Raw genomic sequence first — 19518 nt, 5'->3', positions numbered from 1 at the left:
CGAGAGGATTATCGGCCAACGCTGGGAGTGTCGCGGAGCACCGTTGCCTGGCGCGGTTCACGCAGCATGGCGAAATAACCGCAAAAACAGAGTAGAAACGCCACCAGCATCAGGCTTTCCTGCAGTTTCAACACTTCGCTGCAAATGCCGACGCAGGCCAGCGTCACCGCCAGCATGGTGCTCATTGCCAGCGCCTGGCGCGCATTGAGCCCACGGCGCATCAGAATATGGTGTAAATGATCGCGGCCCGCCTTGAAGGGGCTTTGGCGGCGCAACAGACGGCGCACCATCACGGTCACCATGTCCATCAGGGGAATGGCGATCAGCCACAGCGCGGTGACCGGGCGCATCACCGCCTGCGGCCCCTGAGTCGCCAGCAGCACCAGCCACAGCACGCTGAAGCCGATCACCATGCTGCCGGCGTCCCCCATGAAGATCTTGTTGCGCGCACCGAACAGGCTCAGGTTAAACAGCAGATAAGCCGCCAGCGCGACGATCAGGCCCAGACACCACAGCGCCAGGTCTTCCCGGCCCCCCAATCCGAACAGGATGGCCAACGCCACGAAGGTGACGCAGGACAAAGCGCCCAGCTGCCCATCGATGCCATCGACCATGTTGTAGGCGTTGATCGCCCCCCAGACCGCCAGCGGCGTAAGCAGCAGCGCGCCATAACCGAGCATCACTTCCTGATGGCCCCAAACATAGCCCAGCGAGGAAAGCTGCATCCCTGCCGCCAGCATCATCGCCAGCGCGATCCCTCCCTGCACCATGACGCGCGGCGTCACGGGCAGATCAAAGCGGTCATCCAGCACGCCCAACACCACCAGCGCCGTGACGCACAACAAATAGATCGTGCTGTCAGGCAGCCAAGCGGGTTGCCACAGCGTCATCAGCATCAGCGTCAGGTACAGGGCGATGCCGCCGACCAGCGGAATATGCCCCAGATGTTGCTTGCGCGCATTGGGCTTATCCACCAACCCCACCACCAAAGCGGCCCGACGGGCAACAAGCACCCAGGCTACCGCCAGCACAAATATCACGCTCAGTTGATATAACATCGTTCCTCCAGCGAATAAGCACGCTACCGCCCTTGAGTTACAGCTCCCAATGCGCTATTAACAAAAACAAAATTGATCCTGCCAGGATATAAGTCAGCATGAATTAATCCTGAAAAATACAGATTTATCCGCTTGTCGGCGGAAATAGGTAAATAACGTCAGCGTGCGGTTAATTTATCTATCAGAAAACTCATATTTAATGGTTCTTTCGATTGCCGAATCAAGTTCAACCGGCGCCACGAAATTATTTTGCACATTGCTTTTAAATTGCGTTCTGGCGCAGAATTTCTGCACTCTTACGCGACTGATTGGGAATTTTTTGCGACTTATTTTACTCACGACATCCAAGGCGGTTGCGCCGCATATGCCGACGGCATAGGGAATGCGAATCGTCTTATTTTCTCTGCCCAGCGAAGCGGAAATAACGTCGACCAACTGATTCATCGTAAAGTCCGGTTTATCGACGTAATTGCTGACCTGATACGTTGACTGTTGATCCAGCGCATGCTCCAGTCGTGCGGCAATATTTTCAACGTAGGCCATCGACTTCATATTATTGCCGCTGCCAATCATCACGAATCGGCCGCTGGCGATCTGGCGAAACAGGTTATACACGTTGCCGCGGTTGCCTTCCCCGAAGACCACCGTCGGGCGAATGATCGTTAATTTGTTTGCGCTATCCGCCTTGCGCCAGGCCTCATAAACATACTCCGCTTCGAGCTTGGACTTGCCGTAATGGTTGAAGGGGTCAAAACGCCCCCCTTCATCGGTCTCCTGTTCAACGAACCCGTAAACGGCAACCGAGGAGGTGAAAATGATTTGGCGGATATTCAATGCGGAGGCGGTCATGCAGACATGGCGTGCGCCTTCGACATTGACCTGATAATAGAGCGAAATGGGATCGACATTGTCCTGATGCTCCGCCGCCAGATTAATGATGGCGTCACAGCCCGCCAGCGGTTCTTGCAAGGTCTGGGGCTGCGTCACATCGCCATACTGATAGAGCGCCGGAAAATGTGCGCTGGGTTGCTTATCTACGATGACCAACGTCAGGTCATCGCGCGCACTGAGACGTTTCGCCAGGCGTGTTCCGATAAAACCGGAACCCCCGATAATAGCTACTTTACGCTTATCCATAATTTGTCACTCAGCAGGTTCTCATTATTCCTGTCACCGCGATGGAAACAGGACGCTAATATGCGTTAGGTAATGAGTTCCAGACTGGACAAATCGAACCTGGCTTTCAAATAACAAATAATGAAATAAAAGATTTCATCAAATGTAAAATTATCGCTAAAGATAAAACCTCATTCGGCGTTAATTTTTAACATCGTAAGCAACTTGATATTGCAAGGTTTTGTTCGGCAATATGAGATTAATCCGACCTTTACCCGGCGTAGAAGATGTCTCATATTTTACCGGCAATTTAAGCTGCCCTTGCTTAGGGTCGACACATTCAATGGTCGCCTGCTCCATGCTCTCGCCCTGGTACAGGCAGAACAGGGTTTGCGGGCTGTTGGTATGGGGATTATTCAGCGTCAGCGTCAACACGACGCGCGTGTTGTTCTGAATATCATTGATCACCGGCGGGCGAGTTTGGTTACCGAGCACATATGAAAAATGTGAAATAACCAGCAACGAAGCGAATACCGTCAGGTATTTCACCACGCGGCTAGCAGGCATGCTGAAAAAGCGACGCACCGCCGCCGGCTTCTTTTCCTGCGCCGGTGGTTTGGCTGACTCCACCGTGGCGACAGGCCCAGCAACAAGGGGCGATTTACGCGGCTTATCTATTTTCTCTTCGTTGAGTTCAGGCGATTCACTTTCATTTTCGGAAAGTTCCGCTTGAATATCAGCACCAATATCATTGCCGTCATTTAATATATCATCGTCAGCGTAGTCTTCATCTTCGGATATAAAGTGAAAAACTGCTTGATTTTCCACCTTGTACCCCAAACGAGGAATGGTTCTGATAAGCGTGTGTTCCGCATCGCTAATTTTCTGGCGAATGGATTTAATTGTTTGATTTATCGTTGAATCTGAACAATAAGTTCCTTTCCAGATATTTTCTATAATTTCCGTTCGGGTAACCAGTTCTGGTGATCTGGCGACAAGCAGCGAAAGAATTTGATACTCCTTCCAACGCAGACGGAATTTCTCCCCGGCAGGAGTCAGAACATCGAGATTCCTAATCTTTATTCTTTTATCAAGATTCACTTTTAATTTCCTTAGCGTGCCTGTCCTGCACACTTTGTATAGAAATATCAAAAAATGTTCAAGAAATTAAATGTAAACTCAACAGGTTGCATCCATTGGATATTGGCTTTTATAAAAATTTTCTGATTTCATTTTTTACATTAGGCCTTATTAAGGATGTTATGTTTATCCAAACGACTCTTTATCCCTGTTGGCAACATGGATTTCTTTCATGATTACCTTAAAATTCAAACTAGCACCCCATTGATTTAAAAAGAAAAAGCTAGCAGTGTTGTTTGATTGTTAATCGAATAAAATTGTGAAATTTCATTCTGCCCCGTGAATTCATCCTGTTTTTCCACCTAATCTGATTGCCAGATAGACTACAAAAAGCCGGAAAAAACAGAATGAGAGTTGTCTGATTTAACCCCGACGTTCATTCCACTCGGTAGGCGCAGCATCTAAGACAAAACCCTATTGATGATTTTATAACAATCGCACTAATTATGCCTCACCCTCGCGGAAATTTCATTTAACCTGCGGGAAAAGCATTAATAATTTAATGCAGGAATACTCTCAACAAAAAGAAAAAACCGTGCAAATAATATAATCCGTTTACGCGAAAGCATTCTGATATTGAGAGATAGTGCTATAAAAAAAGAAAAAAACGGTAATCGGAGATGAGAATTTTACCTAAAGACAGAAAATTTCACTGAGGAGGAGAGAGGAGATGACTCGGAATGAGCGAAATATCCCTCCCCTGTCGGGAAGGGATAGAGAAAGCCGTTTAATACTCAGGCCTTTTTCTTGCGGCCATACACCGCCCAGGTGATCACCACGCACAGGATATAAAACACCAGGAACACTTTCATCGCCCCCGCCGGAGAACCGGTCAGCGCCAGCGAGGTGCCGAACGCCTGAGGTATGAAGAAACCGCCGGCGGCGCCAATCGCCGAGATAAAGCCCAATGCGGCGGCAGAATCCGTCACCGCTTCACGCTGCGCGCTCTCGTCACTGCCGCCGGCCGCTTTGACGCGATCGACCGTGATTTTACGGAAAATGACGGCGATCATTTGGAAAGTCGAGCCGCTGCCCAGCCCCGCAGTAAGGAACAGCACCATAAAGATACCGTAGAAGGCAATGAACGAACCGCCCTCCCCCGCATTCGGCAAGGTCAGGAACAACAGCGCGGCGAAAATGGCCATGACCACAAAGTTGATCAGCGTCACCCGCACGCCGCCGAAACGGTCAGACAGCGCACCGCCAACCGGCCGCGCCAGCGCCCCGAGGAACGGCCCGAAGAACGCGTAATGCAGGATCACCACGTCCGGGAACTGCGTCTTCGACAGCATGGCGAAACCGGCGGAGAAACCGATGAAAGATCCGAAGGTCGCGAGGTACAACAGGCTCAGCATCCACAAATGCCCGCGTTTGAGCACCGGCAGTTGCTGACGTAACGATGCCTTAGCCGCCGCCAAATCATTCATGCCGAACCAGGCCGCCAGCGTAGCAACCAGCAGGAACGGAACCCAGATCCAGGCGGCGTTTTCCAGCCACAGCTGGCCTCCCTCTGCCTGATTTTGTGCCGTACCGCCAAACAGGCCGAACAGGCTGAAAGAAATCGCCAGCGGTGCGACCAGTTGCATAACGCTGACGCCCAGATTTCCCAACCCGCCATTGAGCCCCAACGCACCGCCCTGGCGCGCTTTCGGGAAGAAGAAGCTGATGTTGGCCATGCTGGAGGCAAAGTTGGCACCGGCGAAGCCGCACAGCAGGGAAATGATGACGAACACGCTGTACGGCGTGTTGCTGTCCTGTACCGCGACCCCCAACCACAGGCACGGCACCAGCAGGAAGCAGGTGCTGATGGCGGTCCAGCGGCGGCCGCCAAACAGCGGGATCACGAAGGAATACGGCACGCGTAAAATAGCGCCCGAAACCGACGGCAGCGCCGTCAGGAGGAACAGTTGGTCGGTGGTGAAATTGAAGCCCACCTTGTTCAGGTTGACCGCGACGGCGCTGAACAGCATCCAGACGCAGAAGGCCAGCAGCAGACAGGGAATGGAAATCCACAGGTTGCGGGTGGCGATGCGATGGCCACGCTGCTGCCAAAAGGCGCTGTCTTCAGGACGCCAGTCCTGAATCAGCGCACCGGTTTTCTTTGATGAAGGCGTTGCAAGTTGCGACATAAAAACCTCAGACACGGGGGATCATTCCGCACACCCTAGGGGGCGGCCCCGGCGGCAAAGTTGATGTATATCAACCCGAATGCAAGTAGTTGGCGGCGCAAATAGCGCCCTCATCCCCTTAGGAGTACGCCTCAATTAAAAATTAAATTAATTTAAATCAATGCATTAAAAACAAAACCCGCATCAATTTCATCGTTCCTCCCCCCCACAGGAAACTAATGGGTACTTCATTCGAGGTATGGGGTTATGCTCAGGGATAATCAAAAATACGGCTGAATCGTTACTTGTTTACCCCGTCGCCGCCTTCGCCCCTGAGCTTCAGCGGCGCCAAACGCCAGGAATCCGCGCTTATGAAACGCCTGTTGGCTCCGCTTTCAATCGTGAATCAGGTCGCCCTGCTGATGTTGCTGTCGGGCATTCTGGGCGTGGCCGGCATGGGGATTTCCGCCTGGATGTCACAGAGCATTCAGGGCAATGCGCACGCCATCAACAAGGCCGGCTCGCTGCGTATGCAAAGCTATCGGCTGCTGGCGCAGGTGCCGCTGGATGAACGGCATGAAACGTTGATCCGCGAACTGGAGCGCGACGAAAACAGCCCCGATCTGCAGCGTTCGGTGGAACAGGAAGGGTTGACGCAGCCTTTCGACGCCTTGCGCGACTATTGGCAACAGACTTTGCAACCTCGCCTGCGCAGCGCGCAGCGCCCGGCCGACGCCGCGCCCCAGGTGGCGCACTTCGTGCAGCTGCTGGATAAGCTGGTCTCGGATATCGACAGGCAAACCGAGCGCCGCCTGCTGATGGTGACGCTGGTGCAAGCCGGTTTCATCGCACTGACCCTGCTGCTGCTGATCGGCACCACCTGCTACCTGCGCCGCCGGTTGCTGCATCCGTGGCGACAGCTGGTAGAAATGGCGTTGGCGGTGGGCCGCGGCGACTTTAGCCGCCGCTTCGCGCAGCGTGGCCACCAGGATGAAATGGCGTCGCTCGGCGGCGCATTGAACACCATGTCCGACGAGCTGTCGGCCACCTACAGCGGGCTGGAGCAGCGCGTGGCCGAGAAGACCGCCGACCTGCAGCAGAAAAATCAGGTGCTGAGCTTCCTCTATCGCGCCAGCCGCCTGCTGCACGCCAGCGAGCCGCTGTGCAGCCGCCTGACGCCGCTGCTCAACCAACTGCAAACCCTGACGCCGCTGCGCGCCATTCAGGTGCGGCTGTATGAAAACGACAGCCGTGAACCGCTGCTGCAGCTGAGCGGCAACCAGCCGCTGCGGCCGGAGCATTGCCATAATCCGGTGTGCAGCGCTTGCCTGAACGACAGCGATCGCCAGCATCCCGACAACCCGTCGCTGAGCTGGAGCCTGAGCGACAAACTCGGCGACTACGGCGTGATCGTGGCACAGCATGCGCCGCAACAACCGCTGAACGATGAGCACCGCCAGCTGATCAACACCCTGGTGGAGCAGTTGACCAGCGTGCTGGCCATCGAGCGTCAGGTCGACCACCAGCAGCAGCTGATGCTGATGGAAGAACGGGCGGCGATCGCCCGCGAGCTGCACGACTCTATCGCCCAATCGCTCTCCTGCCTGAAAATGCAAATAGCCTGCCTGCAGATGCAGGGCGAAACGCTCTCGTCCGCCAGCCAGGCGCTGGTGCAGCAGATGCGCGAAGAATTGAACGGCGCCTATCGCCAGCTGCGCGAGCTGTTGACCACCTTCCGCCTGCAGCTGACCGAACCGGGCCTGCTGGCGGCGCTGCAATCGACGGTAGCGGAGTTCAATCCCAAACTGGGCCTGACCATCCATCTCGATTATCAACTGGGGCCGCGCACGGTGCCCGCCTACCAGGCCATTCATCTGCTGCAGATCGCCCGCGAGGCGCTCAGCAACATCCTTAAGCACGCCGCCGCCAGCCAGGTGAGCATTCAGGTCATCAACAAACGGGGCGAAGTCACCCTGAGCGTATGTGACAACGGACGCGGCCTGCCGGCCGAAACATCCCGCCCCGACCATTACGGCTTGATCATCATGCGCGATCGCGCCAAGAGCCTGCACGGCCGCTGCGACATTTTACCGCGCAGCGGCGGCGGCACCGAAGTGCGAGTCAGCTTCACGCCGGATAACCACGCCATCGACTAACGGAGACACCATGACGACAGAAACCGCCGCCACAATCTTACTGATCGACGACCACCCGATGCTGCGCAACGGCGTAAAACAGCTGATTGGCATGGACGCTCGCCTGCAGGTCATCGCCGAAGCCAGCAACGGTGAGCAAGGGGTCGCGCTGGCGGAACAGCACGATCCGGATCTGATCCTGCTCGATCTGAACATGCCCGGCATCAACGGGCTGGAAACGCTGGATCGCCTGCGCCAGACCGACCTGTCAGGGCGCGTCGTGGTGTTCAGCGTGTCCAACCATGAAGACGACGTCGTCAGCGCGCTCAAACGCGGCGCCGACGGTTATTTGTTGAAAGATATGGAGCCGGAGGATCTGCTGAAGGCGCTGCATCAGGCGGCGGCCGGGCAGATGGTGCTCAGCGAGACGCTGACGCCGATCCTCGCCGCCAGCCTGCGGGAAAACCGCCCCAGCGCCGATCGCGATATTCAGCAACTGACGCCGCGCGAGCGGGATATCCTGAAGCTGATCGCTCAGGGGCTGCCGAACAAGCTGATCGCCCGCCGCCTGACCATCACCGAAAGCACCGTCAAGGTACACGTCAAACACCTGTTGAAAAAGATGAAGCTAAAATCCCGCGTCGAGGCCGCCGTGTGGGTGCTGCAGGGTAAAAACGGTTAATTGCCGCCGTACAGCGGCCCGGTTTGCGCCGGGATCGGCGGTGGCGTCAGGGTTTTGATCGGCGGCAGGCCCGTGTCTTCACCGGTGGCTGCCGTCAGCGGCGGCGCCACTTTCAGCTCTATCCAGTTGGACGTCACGCGCTGCTGCTTGTCGTCCTCCAACGTGACCGACAGCCGGTAGCTGTTGGCGGCATCCGGCGCGTCGTCCCATGGCGGCACGATCGCCGTCCAGCCCTGCGGATCGTTGGCGTTGTGCGGCGGCGTCAGGCTCAGCGCCTGCGTATCCCCCTGCCAACTGACGTGGGAAATCCCGTGCAACGCCTTGATCTCCACCACCAGCGGCACGGTTTCCCCCGCCTGCAGCCTCCACGGCGGCGTGGCCAGGAACACCTGCAGCGTCTTGCGCTGGCGGAACTCCAACACCGGCACGTTTTTGCGTTCGATAGGATCGTAGCGGCTACCGCGCAACGACTTGGCCTGCGCCACATACTCCGGCGAAATCTGCTTCACCAACGGCACCCCGAGCCGATAGCTCAGCGCCAATTCGACCTGGTCCTGGCTCTGCCCACCCGCACCAATCTTATGCAACGCTTTCATCGTCACCAGCGGTACCGGGGTGTAATTGAGCCCCAGCTGCATCGCGCGCGGATCGTTCTGCTTTTTGCCGCTGCCGAACAGATCGACATTATCGCCCAGGTACTGCTCATAGCTGAGCGAACCGCCGATCTGGCGATAAAACGGCAGATAGCCTTGCGTCGTGATGTCGTAACCGTGCGCCGGACGGCTGAAAAACACCCCATCGCCAGGCTGTTGCGACAGCGCCGACAGCGGGTAGTAATAGTTGGTAGAGAAACGCAGGTAATCCCCCCAGGCTTCCGCACCGACGCTGCCGCGATTGAGCTGCCGGGCGAAATCGCTGTCGAGCGCCGTGTTGTAACCCAGTAGCCAGTCGCCGGCGATCCAGCGTTGCCCCAGCGCAAAATTGCCGAGCGCCCCGGCGTTTTGCTGCAGCCAGCCGATCTGGCTGTAGGTCAGCAATCCATCGACGTCGTACAGCGGGCTGAATAACTGCCCATTGCTGCCGGTAAAGTCACCCTCCCCGGTCATCTTCAGCGATAGCCGGGCGGTGCCCAGCGGCGACAGCAGTTCCTGCGCCTGCTGCTGCAGCGTGTCGGTCGCCTGGCCCAGCAAATAATCCTCGGCGCGGCTGCGCATTTGCTGGCGTGAAACATTGTTCAGATCTTTTTCGCCGAGCTGTTTGGCCATCTCGGCCCACTGTTTTTCGCGCGCGGCGTCGTCGGGCATACCGCCCAGCTCCGGCAAATTCGCAGCCGGATCCGCGGCGGCCTGTTCGGAAGAGATTGCGCTGTCCGGCGCCGGTGGGGATTCGGCGCACGCGGGCACCGCACCGGCCAGCCACACCAGCGGCCCGGCCAGCCACGCCGTCTGGCGTCGGCGCCAGAATCGTTTTTTGGTCTTGATAAGTATTGCCTGAATCACGTCTTTCATGACACCGTTGGCTTTCCTCCCTCCTGGAGCACGCCAACCCACTGCTTTGCCGCCGCCGTTCCCGCGACAGATCTGAAAAACCTCGCGTCCCCCAGCCTGCAGGGGGCCCCTATTTCCTCATAGCCTAACGGATTGCCGAGCAGAAACAATAGGATAATCCTCAATCATTCACGAGTGACGCTGTCACACCAGGCCATTGGCTCGCCCCTTCCGAATACAGGTGAATTCACACCCTTTTCGCGCCGATTTTGCCGATAAAACGTGCAGTGACGCGGCGAGCCGACACGTAGCGGTTTGTTTCACCATGCAATATGTAAAGCCGCGCTGCGCACAACCGCGCATATCCCGCAGGCCGCCGCATTTCACCCCGGTGAAATACGCATTTTGCCGTTATTTTAAACATCTATTTCACGAATGACGGAACCCTGATGTTTCTTTCCTCACTGTGGCACATGCTGTTTTTCACCGCGCTGTTGTCGGCCGGCCTGCTCGCCTTCTCTCTCATTACCCGGCTGGAGCGAACGGTAGCCGTACGCGCCAACCTACCGAGATTGCGCCGCCGCGGCCTGCTGTTGACGGGCCTGGGTCTGGCGTTGGCGACGCTGCCTTTCGACCTGCCGGCAGCACACCGGCTGTGGTTGCCGCCGGCCGCGGCGCTGCTGATCGCCCTGGCCTGGCTCGATTGGCGCCACCGATGGCTGCCGGATCGGCTAACCTTGCCGCTGCTGTGGAGCGGGCTGCTGTGCAACCTTGACGCCCGCTGGGCAACGCTTGACGACGCGGTTATCGGCGCTGCAGCCGGCTACGGGGCGCTGTGGCTGCTCAACACACTTTATCGACAGGTGCGGCGGCGCAACGGCATCGGCCAGGGCGATTTCAAACTGTTGGCGGCGCTGGGCGCCTGGCTCGGTTGGATGACGTTGCCGCTGTTGGTCTGCCTGGCGGCGGCGTTCGGGTTAGGCCTGGCTGTAGCGCGCGGCCTGCACCAACGCCGCAGCTGGCGAACGCCGCAACCGTTCGGTATCGCCTTGGCGGCGGCCGGCTGGCTGCTGCTCTTGATGGACGCCGGCCAAAACGCGCCGGCGTTGTTCGGTTAGGTCTTCAGTGCCTCGATCAGCCGATTGAGCAATCCGGCCACTTCTGCCGTGCTGGCCGTTGCCGGATTGGCCAGCGGCTGGACCGCCGTGAGCCTGGTCGTGGATAACATTTCATCGCTACGGATTTCCAGCGCATCGGAGGGGGGCGCGCTCAACGAAGCGCCGTCCGGCCGCCAGTAACTGCCGCGCGTAGCCTGCACCTGATAACTGCCAAAGCCGAAATCCTTCTCGACGCGATAGTATATTTCGCAGCTCAACGGCCCGGTGCGCCGCAACATAAAGGCGCTTTTCGCGCTATAGCTGCCTTTATTGACGACAAAGGCGGTCGCCTGCGAAGACAGATCGAACGTAATATATAAATCGCACGCCAGCACCTTGGTGCTGACCCCCTGCTGAAGCGTAATGTGCGTTGTGGGTTGCCGATCCGGCGCGGTCAGGGTGCCTAAAAAAGTCCACGATGGCTGTTTCGAGATATTACGCGGCAAATGATTGCTGGTGGAGGATGGGGCAATACCCCGCTCGCCCAGACTGTACATCGCTTCGACCCCGCTTAAAAACGACGTAACGTCGACGGTGCTTTTGCCGGCCACCGGGACGCCGCCGTTATAGACGTTACTGAAGGTTACCTCGGTATTGTTGTTGCAGGCGGCGATTGCCACCGGGAAGGGCGTCTTGGCGCCGCTGTAAAGATTCAACTGACCGATATCCCAACGAGATTCGTTGATAAACCGGCACAGCACGCCCCCGCTCTCCACATTCTGCGCGTCCTGGATATTGATATTGCCTATCGTGCCCTGGGCAAAGTTGGTGGACAGCACGCTGACACTGGCGGCACGCTGCGTGTTGCGGTTCTCGCAGCCCAATGAATTGATCGTGCCGTTAAAATCTTTGAAATAGTAGATATCGCCGATGCAGTCATCCGCGGCCAACGAACCGACCGTAGAGTAAAACCCTGAAATTCTGAACGCAGTGTCCTTGGCGCGCGCGGCGTAGAGCCCGTCGATAAAATTGGTGGTGCCGGACTTGTTCATCCACAGCACCCCATCCCCCGGGCGATTGGCATTAGCTTCCATCTGCACGTTCACCAACCAGTTAATGAACATGTCGCCCGACACAAACAGCGAATAACCACCGACCTTGGTGTAGATGTCTCGGATATCAAACTTCGTCATATTGAGATCGCTGAACCACACGCCGTGGGTATCGTCTACGCCGGTATCATCCCGCAACGTCAAGCCGTGCAGCGTCAGATTGGCGAAGCCTTTCACCACGATCACCGCTTTCTTGGTTTCGCCTTGTTCATTGGTATAGCTGCTGTCCGCGGTCTTGACGATTTTGGTCGCCCGCCCCAATCCGACCACCCGCAAACCGATGCCGCCGTAGATGTCCGTTGTCGTCTGAATGAGCACGTGCCCGGCGACCGTATACACCCGTTTGCCCAGGGACAACGTACCGCCGGCTTGCAGCGCCGCCGCCGCCGCTTTGTTGATCGCCGGCCCCCAGTTGCTTCCGTCGCTGTCCTGATAAAACTGTTCCGGCGTAACAACCTCACCGGTGGCGAGCAAGGTTGCTGCGTGCTCCACTGAAGCGTTTCCGTTATTGTCCATAATATCTCCTGAGGTGATGTGTCCGCATCATTGCGGACGACCGCGCTGAAAGGCGTAAACAACGCCGCCTTTCAGCGCCAATCTATCACCGCCACAGGAGCACGTTATGAAATTTCATTTTATTTCACCTTGATACAACATCTCGCGATTCGTGGTTGCAACAGCACGCGATTTCACACGCTGTCGGCCTTGGCGCGACAAAAAGCCTGACCAGGCGCGCGGCGCTGTCGCTACTTACTCACCCGGTCCAGATACAGCATGCTGTTGGCGATATCCACCCGGGCATCTTCAACGTTGTCCCGTAATGCCACCAGCGTTTGCCCCTGCAACGCCACCACATAAGGTGAACTGGCCTGGAGTTCCCGTTGCAACGTGACGTAACGTGCGCTGCGCGCGGCGCTGTTGCCCTCCGCGGCCGCGGCACGCGTTTCCGCGCTGATGGCGGGAATGCCCCACTGGGTGCGCCAGGCCAGCGTTTTCGGCCCACCGGGCACGTTGTAGGCAAAGGCGCTGGCGTTGGTGTTCGGATCCAGATAGTCGGCGCCCCAGTAGGTGAAGATCGCCTGAAAATCGCGGCCGCGCATCTTGCCCCACAGATCGCTCTCCACCACCGGCTGGATATCCAACCGCAGCCCGGCCTGCGCAAAGCTGGCCTGCAGCGCCTGCGCGATGTCGGTATACGGCGGCTGATTGATGACGATCAGACTGATGCGCGTGCCTTCGGCGATGCCGGCCTCGCGCAGGATCTGTCTGGCTTTGTCCACGTCGAGCCTAAACGGCCGATCGTCGAGCGCCCCGTCCAACCCCTGCGGCAAGAAGGCCTGATGCACGCGATATTGCCCTTTCAGCAGCTGCTCGGCGATGCTCTGATAATCCACCAGCCAGCGCGCTGCCTGCCACAGTGCCGGATTGCCCAGCGCCGGGTTGTCTTTGCTGCCGGTGTTGAAACCGAGGTAATAGACCCGGGGCGCATCGGCCTGCTCGATGCGCACACCCGGCGCATTGCGCAGCGAGTCGAACTGATCGGCCCCCAGATCGTAGGCCACGTCGGCATCCCCTTTCAGCAGCAACAAACGGCGGGTGCCGGCGTCGCTGACGTTCTTGAACAACACCGTTTTCAGCCTGGCCGGCGACGGCGCATAGTCGTTGCGGCCAAACAGCAGCGCCTCGTGCGGCACATAGTTGTTTACCCGATATGGACCGCCGCCGGCGGAATGGCTGCGCAGCCAGGCATTACCGTAATCCCCCTGCTGCGCGTGCTCGTTCAGCAGCTTCTCATCCACGATCGAAGCCACGTTCGCCGTCAGCAGCCGCAGCGCCAGCTCGCTGCCGATGTTGGCGGGCCAACGGAGCTGCACCTGGTTATCCCCCACCTTCTCCAGCTGCTGCTCAACGTTATCCGGCGTCCAGCCAAACTCACCGAGGATAAACGACGGCGCCTTGTTCAGCTTCACCGCGCGGACCAGCGAGAAAATCACGTCTTCGGGCCGCAGCGGATTGCCGGAAGCGAAGCGTTGCTGCGGTTTCAGGGTAAAGGTCAGGCTGCGGCCATCGGCGCCCGCTTGCCAACTGCCCGCGGCGTCCGGCGCCAGCTTTTGCGGCGCGGCGCGATCCGGCGCCACCAGGCGCTGATAGAGGTTGACCAGATTGGCCGAGCTGACGGTTTCAAAGCTCTCTGCCGGATCGAGACTGATAATGCCCTCCAGCGAACTGACCACCACCAAGGTATCCTGCGGGGTGGCGGCCTGCGCACCGAAAGCGGCCGCCAGCGCGCCATACAATAAGGTTGGGATTAACCGTTTCATCGATACACTCTCCACAATCACGCGGTTGCGCTGTTTGTCGAGTGTAGGGTGTAAGAATTAACGGAAGAACGACGATAAATTGCTTTATTTATTACCAAGATGGATATGCCCGCCGCGTTGGCGGGCATAGGGTCAAACGATGATGCGCCCGTGCGCCATCGCCACCGAACGATCGCACATGTGGTCAATCACGTCCGCATCGTGGCTGACCAGCACCATAGTCAGATCGCCCGCCTGTTTCAGCTCGTTGAGCAGGTTGAGGATCTCCGCCTGCACCGACATGTCCAACGCCGAAGTCGGTTCATCCAGCAACAGCAGCTTCGGCCGCAGCAACAATGCGCGCACGATCGCCACGCGCTGCCGCTGGCCGCCCGACAGCTGATGCGGGTAGCGACCCAGCAGGCGCGGATCCAACCCCACCTGGCGAAAGCCCGCGCTGATTTTACGTTCGATGTCGCTTTCCTTCAGCAGTTTGAGCGGCTCCGACAGCGTACGCAAAAGCCGGTGCTTGGGGTGTAGCGAAGCATAGGGATCTTGAAACACCATCTGCACTTCGCGCCGCAGTTCGCCGGTAAACGCCTGCCCCGGCAGCAGCCGCCGCCCCAGCAACTCAAAGCCGCCCTGCCAGCTGCCGTTCAGCCCGGCCAGCACCCACAGTAACGAGGACTTGCCGCAGCCGGAAGGCCCCACCAGCCCGAAACACTCGCCCGGTTCGATGCGCAGGTTAACCTCATGCACCACGGTGCGCAGTTCGTAGCCCTGGCGGTGACTGACGCTCAGGTTCTCCAGTGCAATCACGCTCATTTCAACGTCTCCAACAGCGCGCGATCCAGCACCGGCAGCGGTTTGCCGCGCGTCTCGCGGCTCGGCCGACACGCCCACAGCGTACGGGTATAAGGGTGCGTAGCCTGCGCCAGCTCTGCCGCCGGGAGCTGATCCAACAGCTCGCCTTTGTACATCACCAGTACCCGCTCGCAGTGGTGCGCCACCTGCTGCAAATCGTGGCTGATCAGGATCAGCCCCATATTGCGTTGCGTCACCAGATTGTCTATCAGCTGCAGCACCTGATCGCGCATCTGGTGATCCAACGCCGACGTCGGTTCGTCAGCAATCAACAGCTGCGGATCGTTGATCAGCGCAATGGCCAGCATCACCCGCTGCCCCATGCCACCGGAGAGCTGATGCGGATAGCGGCGGCACAGCGCCGCCGGCTCGGGCAAGCCCACCGCCGCCAGCGTCTCCAACACTTTTTCACGCCGCTCGGCGCGGCTTAGCTTCGCATGCAGCACCAGCGGCTCCTCCACCTGACGGCCGATCGGCTGATTGGGGTTCAACGCATGTTTGGGGTCTTGCATCACCATCGCCACCCGGTCGCCGCGCAGCCGGCTCCACTGGCGCTCGCTCAGGCGCGTTAAGTCTTCATCGCCTAACGTCAGGCGCTGCGCCCGCAGCTGTAACGGCGGCGGCAATAGCCCCATCAGCGCACGCGCGGTCAACGACTTGCCGGAGCCGGACTCACCGACCAGCGCCAGCCGCTCCCGCCCCATGCTGAACGAAATAGTCTTCACCAACGCCGCCGGCTGTGGCCCCGGCACGCCGATCGCCAGGCGTTCGACGGTCAATAAGGAGTTATCAATGCCCATGACGAGGATCCATTTTGTCGCGCAGGCCATCGCCCAGCAGGTTAAACGCCAGGCTGGCGAACAGGATCGCCCCGCCCGGCGCGGCGGCGACCCACCATTGGTCGAAAATCACTTTACTGCCTTCGGCCACCATCGAGCCCCATTCGGCGGTCGGCGGCGCGACGCCCATGCCGAGGAACCCCAGACCTGCGGCGGACAGGATGATGCCGCCCAGGCTCAGCGCCGCACGCACCACCGCGCTCGGCAGGCATAAAGGCAAAATGTGGCCGACCATCAGCCGCAGCCCGTTGATGCCCTGCATGCGCGCCGCCGCCAGGTAGTCGCTGCGGCGCAGCGCCAGGGTTTCGGCCCGCGCCTGGCGGGCAAAGGCCGGCCAGCTGGTCAATGCCAGCGCCAGCGCGCCGTTCATCAGCCCCGGCCCCATGACGGCCACAAACGCCAGCGCGATCACCAGGCTCGGCAGCGACAGGAAAATGTCGGTCAGGCGCATCAAAATGCGCTCTACCCAGCCGCCGAGGTAACCGGCACAGATGCCGACCAGCAGGCCGATGGGAATGGTCAACACCAGAATCAGCGACACCAGGATCAGCGTCGGCCGCGCGCCGTAAATCACGCGGGAGAGCAAATCGCGGCCAAAGCCGTCGGTACCCAGCCAGTGTGCGGCGGAAGGTGGCAATAACCGCAGCTCGATATGCTGCAGATTGGGATCGAAAGGCGCCAGCCACGGGGCCAGCAGCGCGGTGACGATCAGAATCGCCACCAGCGCCGTGCCCAGCGTCAGCGTGGTCAGGCGCCGACCGCTGCGGTAACCGACGGCCGGCTCGCTTTGCGGTTCGTGTTCAGAAAGATATTGGCTCATCGGGTTCGCGGATCCACTAAATAGGTCAAGGCGTCGGCCAGTGCATTCAACAGCACGAAACAGGTGCCGATCAGCAACGTGGCGCCGAGGATCGCCGGCGTGTCGGCAGCAAACAGCGCCGAGGTCAGATAACGCCCGACGCCGGGCCAGGCGAACACCGTTTCGGTCAATACCGCCCCTTCCAGCAGGCTGGCATAGGAGAGAGACAGTACGGTGATCAGCGTGCCCAGCACGTTGGGAAACACATGGCGCAGCAGAATGCGCAGGCGGCCGGCCCCCTTGGAACGCGCCAGCGTCACGTATTCCTTGTTGCATTCTTCCAGCATCGCCGCCCGCAGCAATCGGGTAATGCCGGCCATCGACAGCAGCGCCAACGCCACTACCGGCAGCCACAGGTGGCCGATGGCGTTGTAGAACATTTCGCGATCGCCGGACAGCCAGCTGTCGATCAACACGAAACCGCTGCGCGGCTCCATGCTGTACAAGTAGATGTCGTCAAGCCGCCCCGGCCCCGCCGACCAGTGCAGCGTGGCATAGAACAGCAGCAGCCCGAGCAGGCTCAGCCAGAAAATCGGTACCGAATAGCCGATCAGCGACAGCAGACGCGCCGCGTTATCCAGCCAGCTGCCTGGTTTGAGCACCGCCAGAAACGCCAGCGTAATGCCGCCGAGGGCGCCGAGGATAATGGCGCAGGTGGCTAACTCCACCGTCGCCGGGAAAGTACGCAGCAGATCGCTCAACACCGGCTGGGCGGTGATGCGTGAAATGCCTAAATCGCCGTGCGCCAGGTGCACCAGATAGCGCCAAAACTGCACCGGCAACGGCTGATCCAACCCCAGCTCGTGCCGCACCTGCGCATAGGTGGCTTCACTGGCGTGATCGCCCGCCACCTGCAGCGCCGGATCGATCGGCGCCAGGTGCGACAACATGAAAGTGAACAGCAGCAGACCGAGCAGCGTCAACGCCAGCGACAGCGCGCCGCCGAGCAGCCGCCCGCCCCAGCGCCAATACCGCCGGGCTGCCCCGGCGCTGGCGGACAGTTCAGCGGCCATTACTTGCTGACCTTGCTGTAGAACACCATGTCAGGGTTGATGCCCTGCACATAGCCCTTGAGGTTGTCACGCACCGCAATCAGGCTGCGCGCCTGCAGGCCGATGACGAACGGCGAGCTTTGCTGCACCTGTTTCTGCAACTGCTGGTAGTCGGCCACCCGTTTGGCGGTGTCGTTTTCCGCGGTGGCGGCCAGCGTCAGCTTGCTCAGCGCCGGGATCTGCCAGTTGGCGCGCCAGGCCAGCGTCTTGCTGCCGTCTTCCGGGTTGTAGGCGAAGGCTGCGGCGTTGGTGTTAGGATCGAAGTAATCCGGCCCCCAGGACGTCAGCGTCGCATCGTAGTTAAGCGCTTTCACCTTGGTGGAGACCTGCGAACTGATGCCCGGCACCAGTTCCACCTTCACGCCGCCCTGGGCAAAACTGGCCTGCAGCGCCTGGGCGATATCCAGGTACGGCGGCTGGTTATTGACGTCCAGACGGAAGCTGACGTTGCTGAGCCCCGCTTTGGCCAGTATCTCTTTGGCTTTTTGCGGATTGAAGCTGTACGGCTGATCCTTGAGCGCCCCCAGATAGCCGTCCGGCAGGAATGCCTGGTGGCTCTGGAACTGCCCTTTCAGCAGATCGTCGGCGATGCCTTGGTAATCGAACAGCCAGCGCGCCGCCTCCCAGAACGCCGGATTGCCGAGCGCCGGCGACGCCTTGGCGTTGAACTGCAGGAAATAAAGCGACGCGTAAGGAATGGCCAGGGGTTTGACGCCCGGCTTACCCTTCAAGGCCGCCATCTGGTCTGCCCCCAGGTTGCGCGCGATATCGGCATCGCCCTGCTCGATCAGCAAGCGGCGCGCGGCCGGATCGGGCACGTTTTTGATCAGGATGGTTTTCAGCGTCGGCGCCCCTTCCGGCGAGCCGGGGTTGGCGTCCAGCACCACCACTTCGTGCGGCACGTAGGTGCGGATTTTGTAAGGGCCGCTGCCGGCGGAGTGGCTGTTCAACCACTGGTGCCCCAGATCGTCGCCCTGCTGGTGCGCCAGCGCCTCTTTGGCGTCGACGATCGACGATACCGGCGCCGACAGCAGGCTGAGCACGAAGGCCGGGCTGACGTTTTCACTCCAGCTGATTTTTACCTGGTGGTCATCTATCTTGGTCAGGTGTTGCTCCACGTTCTTCGCGTTCCAGCCCAGCTGCGTCAGGATAAACGACGGCTCCAGATTGAGTTTCACCACCCGCGAAAGCGAGAAGATCACGTCTTCCGGCCGCAGCGGATTGCCGCTGGCGAACCTGGCGTCCGGGCGCAGGCTGAAAGTCAGGCTGCGGTTATCGGCGCCGGCCCGCCAGCTGCTGGCCAGGGTCGGCTTGAGATCGATAGGGTTGTGCGGATCGGACTGGATCAGACGTTGATACAGGCTGTTGAACGACTGCACCGTGGTTAACTCAAATCCCTGGGCCGGGTCAAAACTGACCACGTCATCGATAGACTGTGCGATCACCAGCGTGTTGGCCGGCGTCGCCGCCTGCGCGTTAACGCTGGCCGCCACGGCCAAAAACAGCAAAGAAGGAACGAGCGCTTTCATCTGAAACTCTCCAAGCGGATGGAATTTATAATAATTTCGCGAGTGTATGCGAGCACGATCGACAGCTGAAGGTACTTAAATCACTATAGATATTCTTTTTATGTATATAGATGGGATTTTGATTATTAGGGGGACGATGC

Annotated in this window: 15 protein-coding genes; 3 read left to right on the top strand and 12 right to left on the bottom strand. The window is 59.0% G+C overall.

Annotated elements, in window-relative coordinates; translation table 11 throughout:
- Positions 1–8: 8 nt before the first annotated feature.
- The 4 genes from wecA to FHU12_RS06735 all read right to left on the bottom strand — a co-directional run bounded on the left by wecA (position 9) and on the right by FHU12_RS06735 (position 5443).
- Positions 9–1058: a UDP-N-acetylglucosamine--undecaprenyl-phosphate N-acetylglucosaminephosphotransferase gene (wecA, locus tag FHU12_RS06750; protein ID WP_141968229.1), complete on the bottom strand. Its 1050-nt coding sequence runs from the start codon at positions 1056–1058 to the stop codon at positions 9–11.
- Positions 1059–1232: 174 nt separating this feature from the next.
- Complete coding sequence (locus FHU12_RS06745) at positions 1233–2195, bottom strand: NAD-dependent epimerase/dehydratase family protein (RefSeq protein WP_141968227.1); 963 nt, start codon at positions 2193–2195, stop codon at positions 1233–1235.
- Between the two features lie 180 nt (positions 2196–2375).
- Entirely contained in the window at positions 2376–3275 is a 900-nt protein-coding gene (locus FHU12_RS06740) for a winged helix-turn-helix domain-containing protein (RefSeq protein WP_141968225.1), read from the bottom strand.
- Positions 3276–4048: 773 nt separating this feature from the next.
- The gene (locus FHU12_RS06735; RefSeq protein ID WP_141968223.1) at positions 4049–5443 is read right to left on the bottom strand and encodes a NarK family nitrate/nitrite MFS transporter; all 1395 of its coding nucleotides are present in this window, start codon (positions 5441–5443) and stop codon (positions 4049–4051) included.
- Positions 5444–5793: 350 nt separating this feature from the next.
- Here FHU12_RS06735 and narX point away from each other — a divergent pair, with 350 nt between their 5' ends.
- Entirely contained in the window at positions 5794–7578 is a 1785-nt protein-coding gene (narX, locus tag FHU12_RS06730) for a nitrate/nitrite two-component system sensor histidine kinase NarX (protein ID WP_047730492.1), read from the top strand.
- 10 nt (positions 7579–7588) lie between these two features.
- Positions 7589–8239 (top strand): two-component system response regulator NarL, encoded by a 651-nt coding sequence (gene narL, locus FHU12_RS06725; RefSeq protein WP_004934684.1) that lies wholly within the window; start codon positions 7589–7591, stop codon positions 8237–8239.
- Here the strand turns inward: narL and FHU12_RS06720 are convergent.
- Positions 8236–9747, bottom strand: coding sequence for a YchO/YchP family invasin (locus FHU12_RS06720; protein ID WP_141968221.1), 1512 nt, complete (start codon positions 9745–9747; stop codon positions 8236–8238). The two genes, narL and FHU12_RS06720, sit on opposite strands and share 4 nt — an antisense overlap.
- Positions 9748–10175: 428 nt before the next feature.
- On the opposite strand from FHU12_RS06720, the gene FHU12_RS06715 reads away from it, so the two are divergent.
- Positions 10176–10844 carry a prepilin peptidase gene (locus FHU12_RS06715; protein ID WP_141968219.1) on the top strand — a complete coding sequence of 223 codons (669 nt, stop codon included), beginning with the start codon at positions 10176–10178 and terminating at the stop codon, positions 10842–10844.
- Here the strand turns inward: FHU12_RS06715 and FHU12_RS06710 are convergent.
- From FHU12_RS06710 to FHU12_RS06680, 7 genes are all read right to left on the bottom strand, one after another.
- A complete protein-coding gene (locus FHU12_RS06710; RefSeq protein ID WP_141968217.1) occupies positions 10841–12451 on the bottom strand; it encodes a hypothetical protein in 1611 nt (536 codons plus the stop codon). The genes FHU12_RS06715 and FHU12_RS06710 overlap by 4 nt on opposite strands.
- A 230-nt stretch (positions 12452–12681) precedes the next feature.
- Positions 12682–14256, bottom strand: a complete 1575-nt coding sequence (locus FHU12_RS06705; RefSeq protein ID WP_141968215.1) for an ABC transporter substrate-binding protein — start codon at positions 14254–14256, stop codon at positions 12682–12684.
- Between the two features lie 132 nt (positions 14257–14388).
- Positions 14389–15060, bottom strand: coding sequence for an ABC transporter ATP-binding protein (locus FHU12_RS06700; RefSeq protein WP_141968213.1), 672 nt, complete (start codon positions 15058–15060; stop codon positions 14389–14391).
- Positions 15057–15899, bottom strand: a complete 843-nt coding sequence (locus tag FHU12_RS06695) for an ABC transporter ATP-binding protein (RefSeq protein ID WP_141968211.1) — start codon at positions 15897–15899, stop codon at positions 15057–15059. Before FHU12_RS06695 ends, FHU12_RS06700 begins: the two co-directional genes overlap by 4 nt.
- Positions 15889–16758, bottom strand: coding sequence for an ABC transporter permease (locus tag FHU12_RS06690; protein WP_141968210.1), 870 nt, complete (start codon positions 16756–16758; stop codon positions 15889–15891). The genes FHU12_RS06695 and FHU12_RS06690 overlap by 11 nt, the downstream gene beginning before the upstream one ends.
- On the bottom strand, positions 16755–17810 hold the full coding sequence (locus FHU12_RS06685; RefSeq protein WP_087763065.1) for an ABC transporter permease: 1056 nt from the start codon (positions 17808–17810) through the stop codon (positions 16755–16757). The genes FHU12_RS06690 and FHU12_RS06685 overlap by 4 nt, the downstream gene beginning before the upstream one ends.
- Positions 17810–19378 (bottom strand): ABC transporter substrate-binding protein, encoded by a 1569-nt coding sequence (locus tag FHU12_RS06680; protein WP_141968208.1) that lies wholly within the window; start codon positions 19376–19378, stop codon positions 17810–17812. Before FHU12_RS06680 ends, FHU12_RS06685 begins: the two co-directional genes overlap by 1 nt.
- Between the last annotated feature and the right edge of the window lie 140 nt (positions 19379–19518).

The organism is Serratia marcescens, assembly GCF_006715005.1.
Lineage (GTDB): Bacteria > Pseudomonadota > Gammaproteobacteria > Enterobacterales > Enterobacteriaceae > Serratia > Serratia montpellierensis.
This window is presented reverse-complemented; position numbering and strand designations above follow the sequence as displayed.

Excerpts from the sequence above, each read along its gene's own strand:
- wecA (WP_141968229.1), bottom strand. The coding sequence starts at position 1,058 with ATGTTATATCAACTGAGCGTGATATTTGTGCTGGCGGTAGCCTGGGTG.
- FHU12_RS06745 (WP_141968227.1), bottom strand. The coding sequence starts at position 2,195 with ATGGATAAGCGTAAAGTAGCTATTATCGGGGGTTCCGGTTTTATCGGA.
- FHU12_RS06735 (WP_141968223.1), bottom strand. The coding sequence starts at position 5,443 with ATGTCGCAACTTGCAACGCCTTCATCAAAGAAAACCGGTGCGCTGATT.
- narX (WP_047730492.1), top strand. The coding sequence starts at position 5,794 with ATGAAACGCCTGTTGGCTCCGCTTTCAATCGTGAATCAGGTCGCCCTG.
- narL (WP_004934684.1), top strand. The coding sequence starts at position 7,589 with ATGACGACAGAAACCGCCGCCACAATCTTACTGATCGACGACCACCCG.
- FHU12_RS06720 (WP_141968221.1), bottom strand. The coding sequence starts at position 9,747 with ATGAAAGACGTGATTCAGGCAATACTTATCAAGACCAAAAAACGATTC.
- FHU12_RS06715 (WP_141968219.1), top strand. The coding sequence starts at position 10,176 with ATGTTTCTTTCCTCACTGTGGCACATGCTGTTTTTCACCGCGCTGTTG.
- FHU12_RS06710 (WP_141968217.1), bottom strand. The coding sequence starts at position 12,451 with ATGGACAATAACGGAAACGCTTCAGTGGAGCACGCAGCAACCTTGCTC.
- FHU12_RS06705 (WP_141968215.1), bottom strand. The coding sequence starts at position 14,256 with ATGAAACGGTTAATCCCAACCTTATTGTATGGCGCGCTGGCGGCCGCT.
- FHU12_RS06700 (WP_141968213.1), bottom strand. The coding sequence starts at position 15,060 with ATGAGCGTGATTGCACTGGAGAACCTGAGCGTCAGTCACCGCCAGGGC.
- FHU12_RS06695 (WP_141968211.1), bottom strand. The coding sequence starts at position 15,899 with ATGGGCATTGATAACTCCTTATTGACCGTCGAACGCCTGGCGATCGGC.
- FHU12_RS06690 (WP_141968210.1), bottom strand. The coding sequence starts at position 16,758 with ATGAGCCAATATCTTTCTGAACACGAACCGCAAAGCGAGCCGGCCGTC.
- FHU12_RS06685 (WP_087763065.1), bottom strand. The coding sequence starts at position 17,810 with ATGGCCGCTGAACTGTCCGCCAGCGCCGGGGCAGCCCGGCGGTATTGG.
- FHU12_RS06680 (WP_141968208.1), bottom strand. The coding sequence starts at position 19,378 with ATGAAAGCGCTCGTTCCTTCTTTGCTGTTTTTGGCCGTGGCGGCCAGC.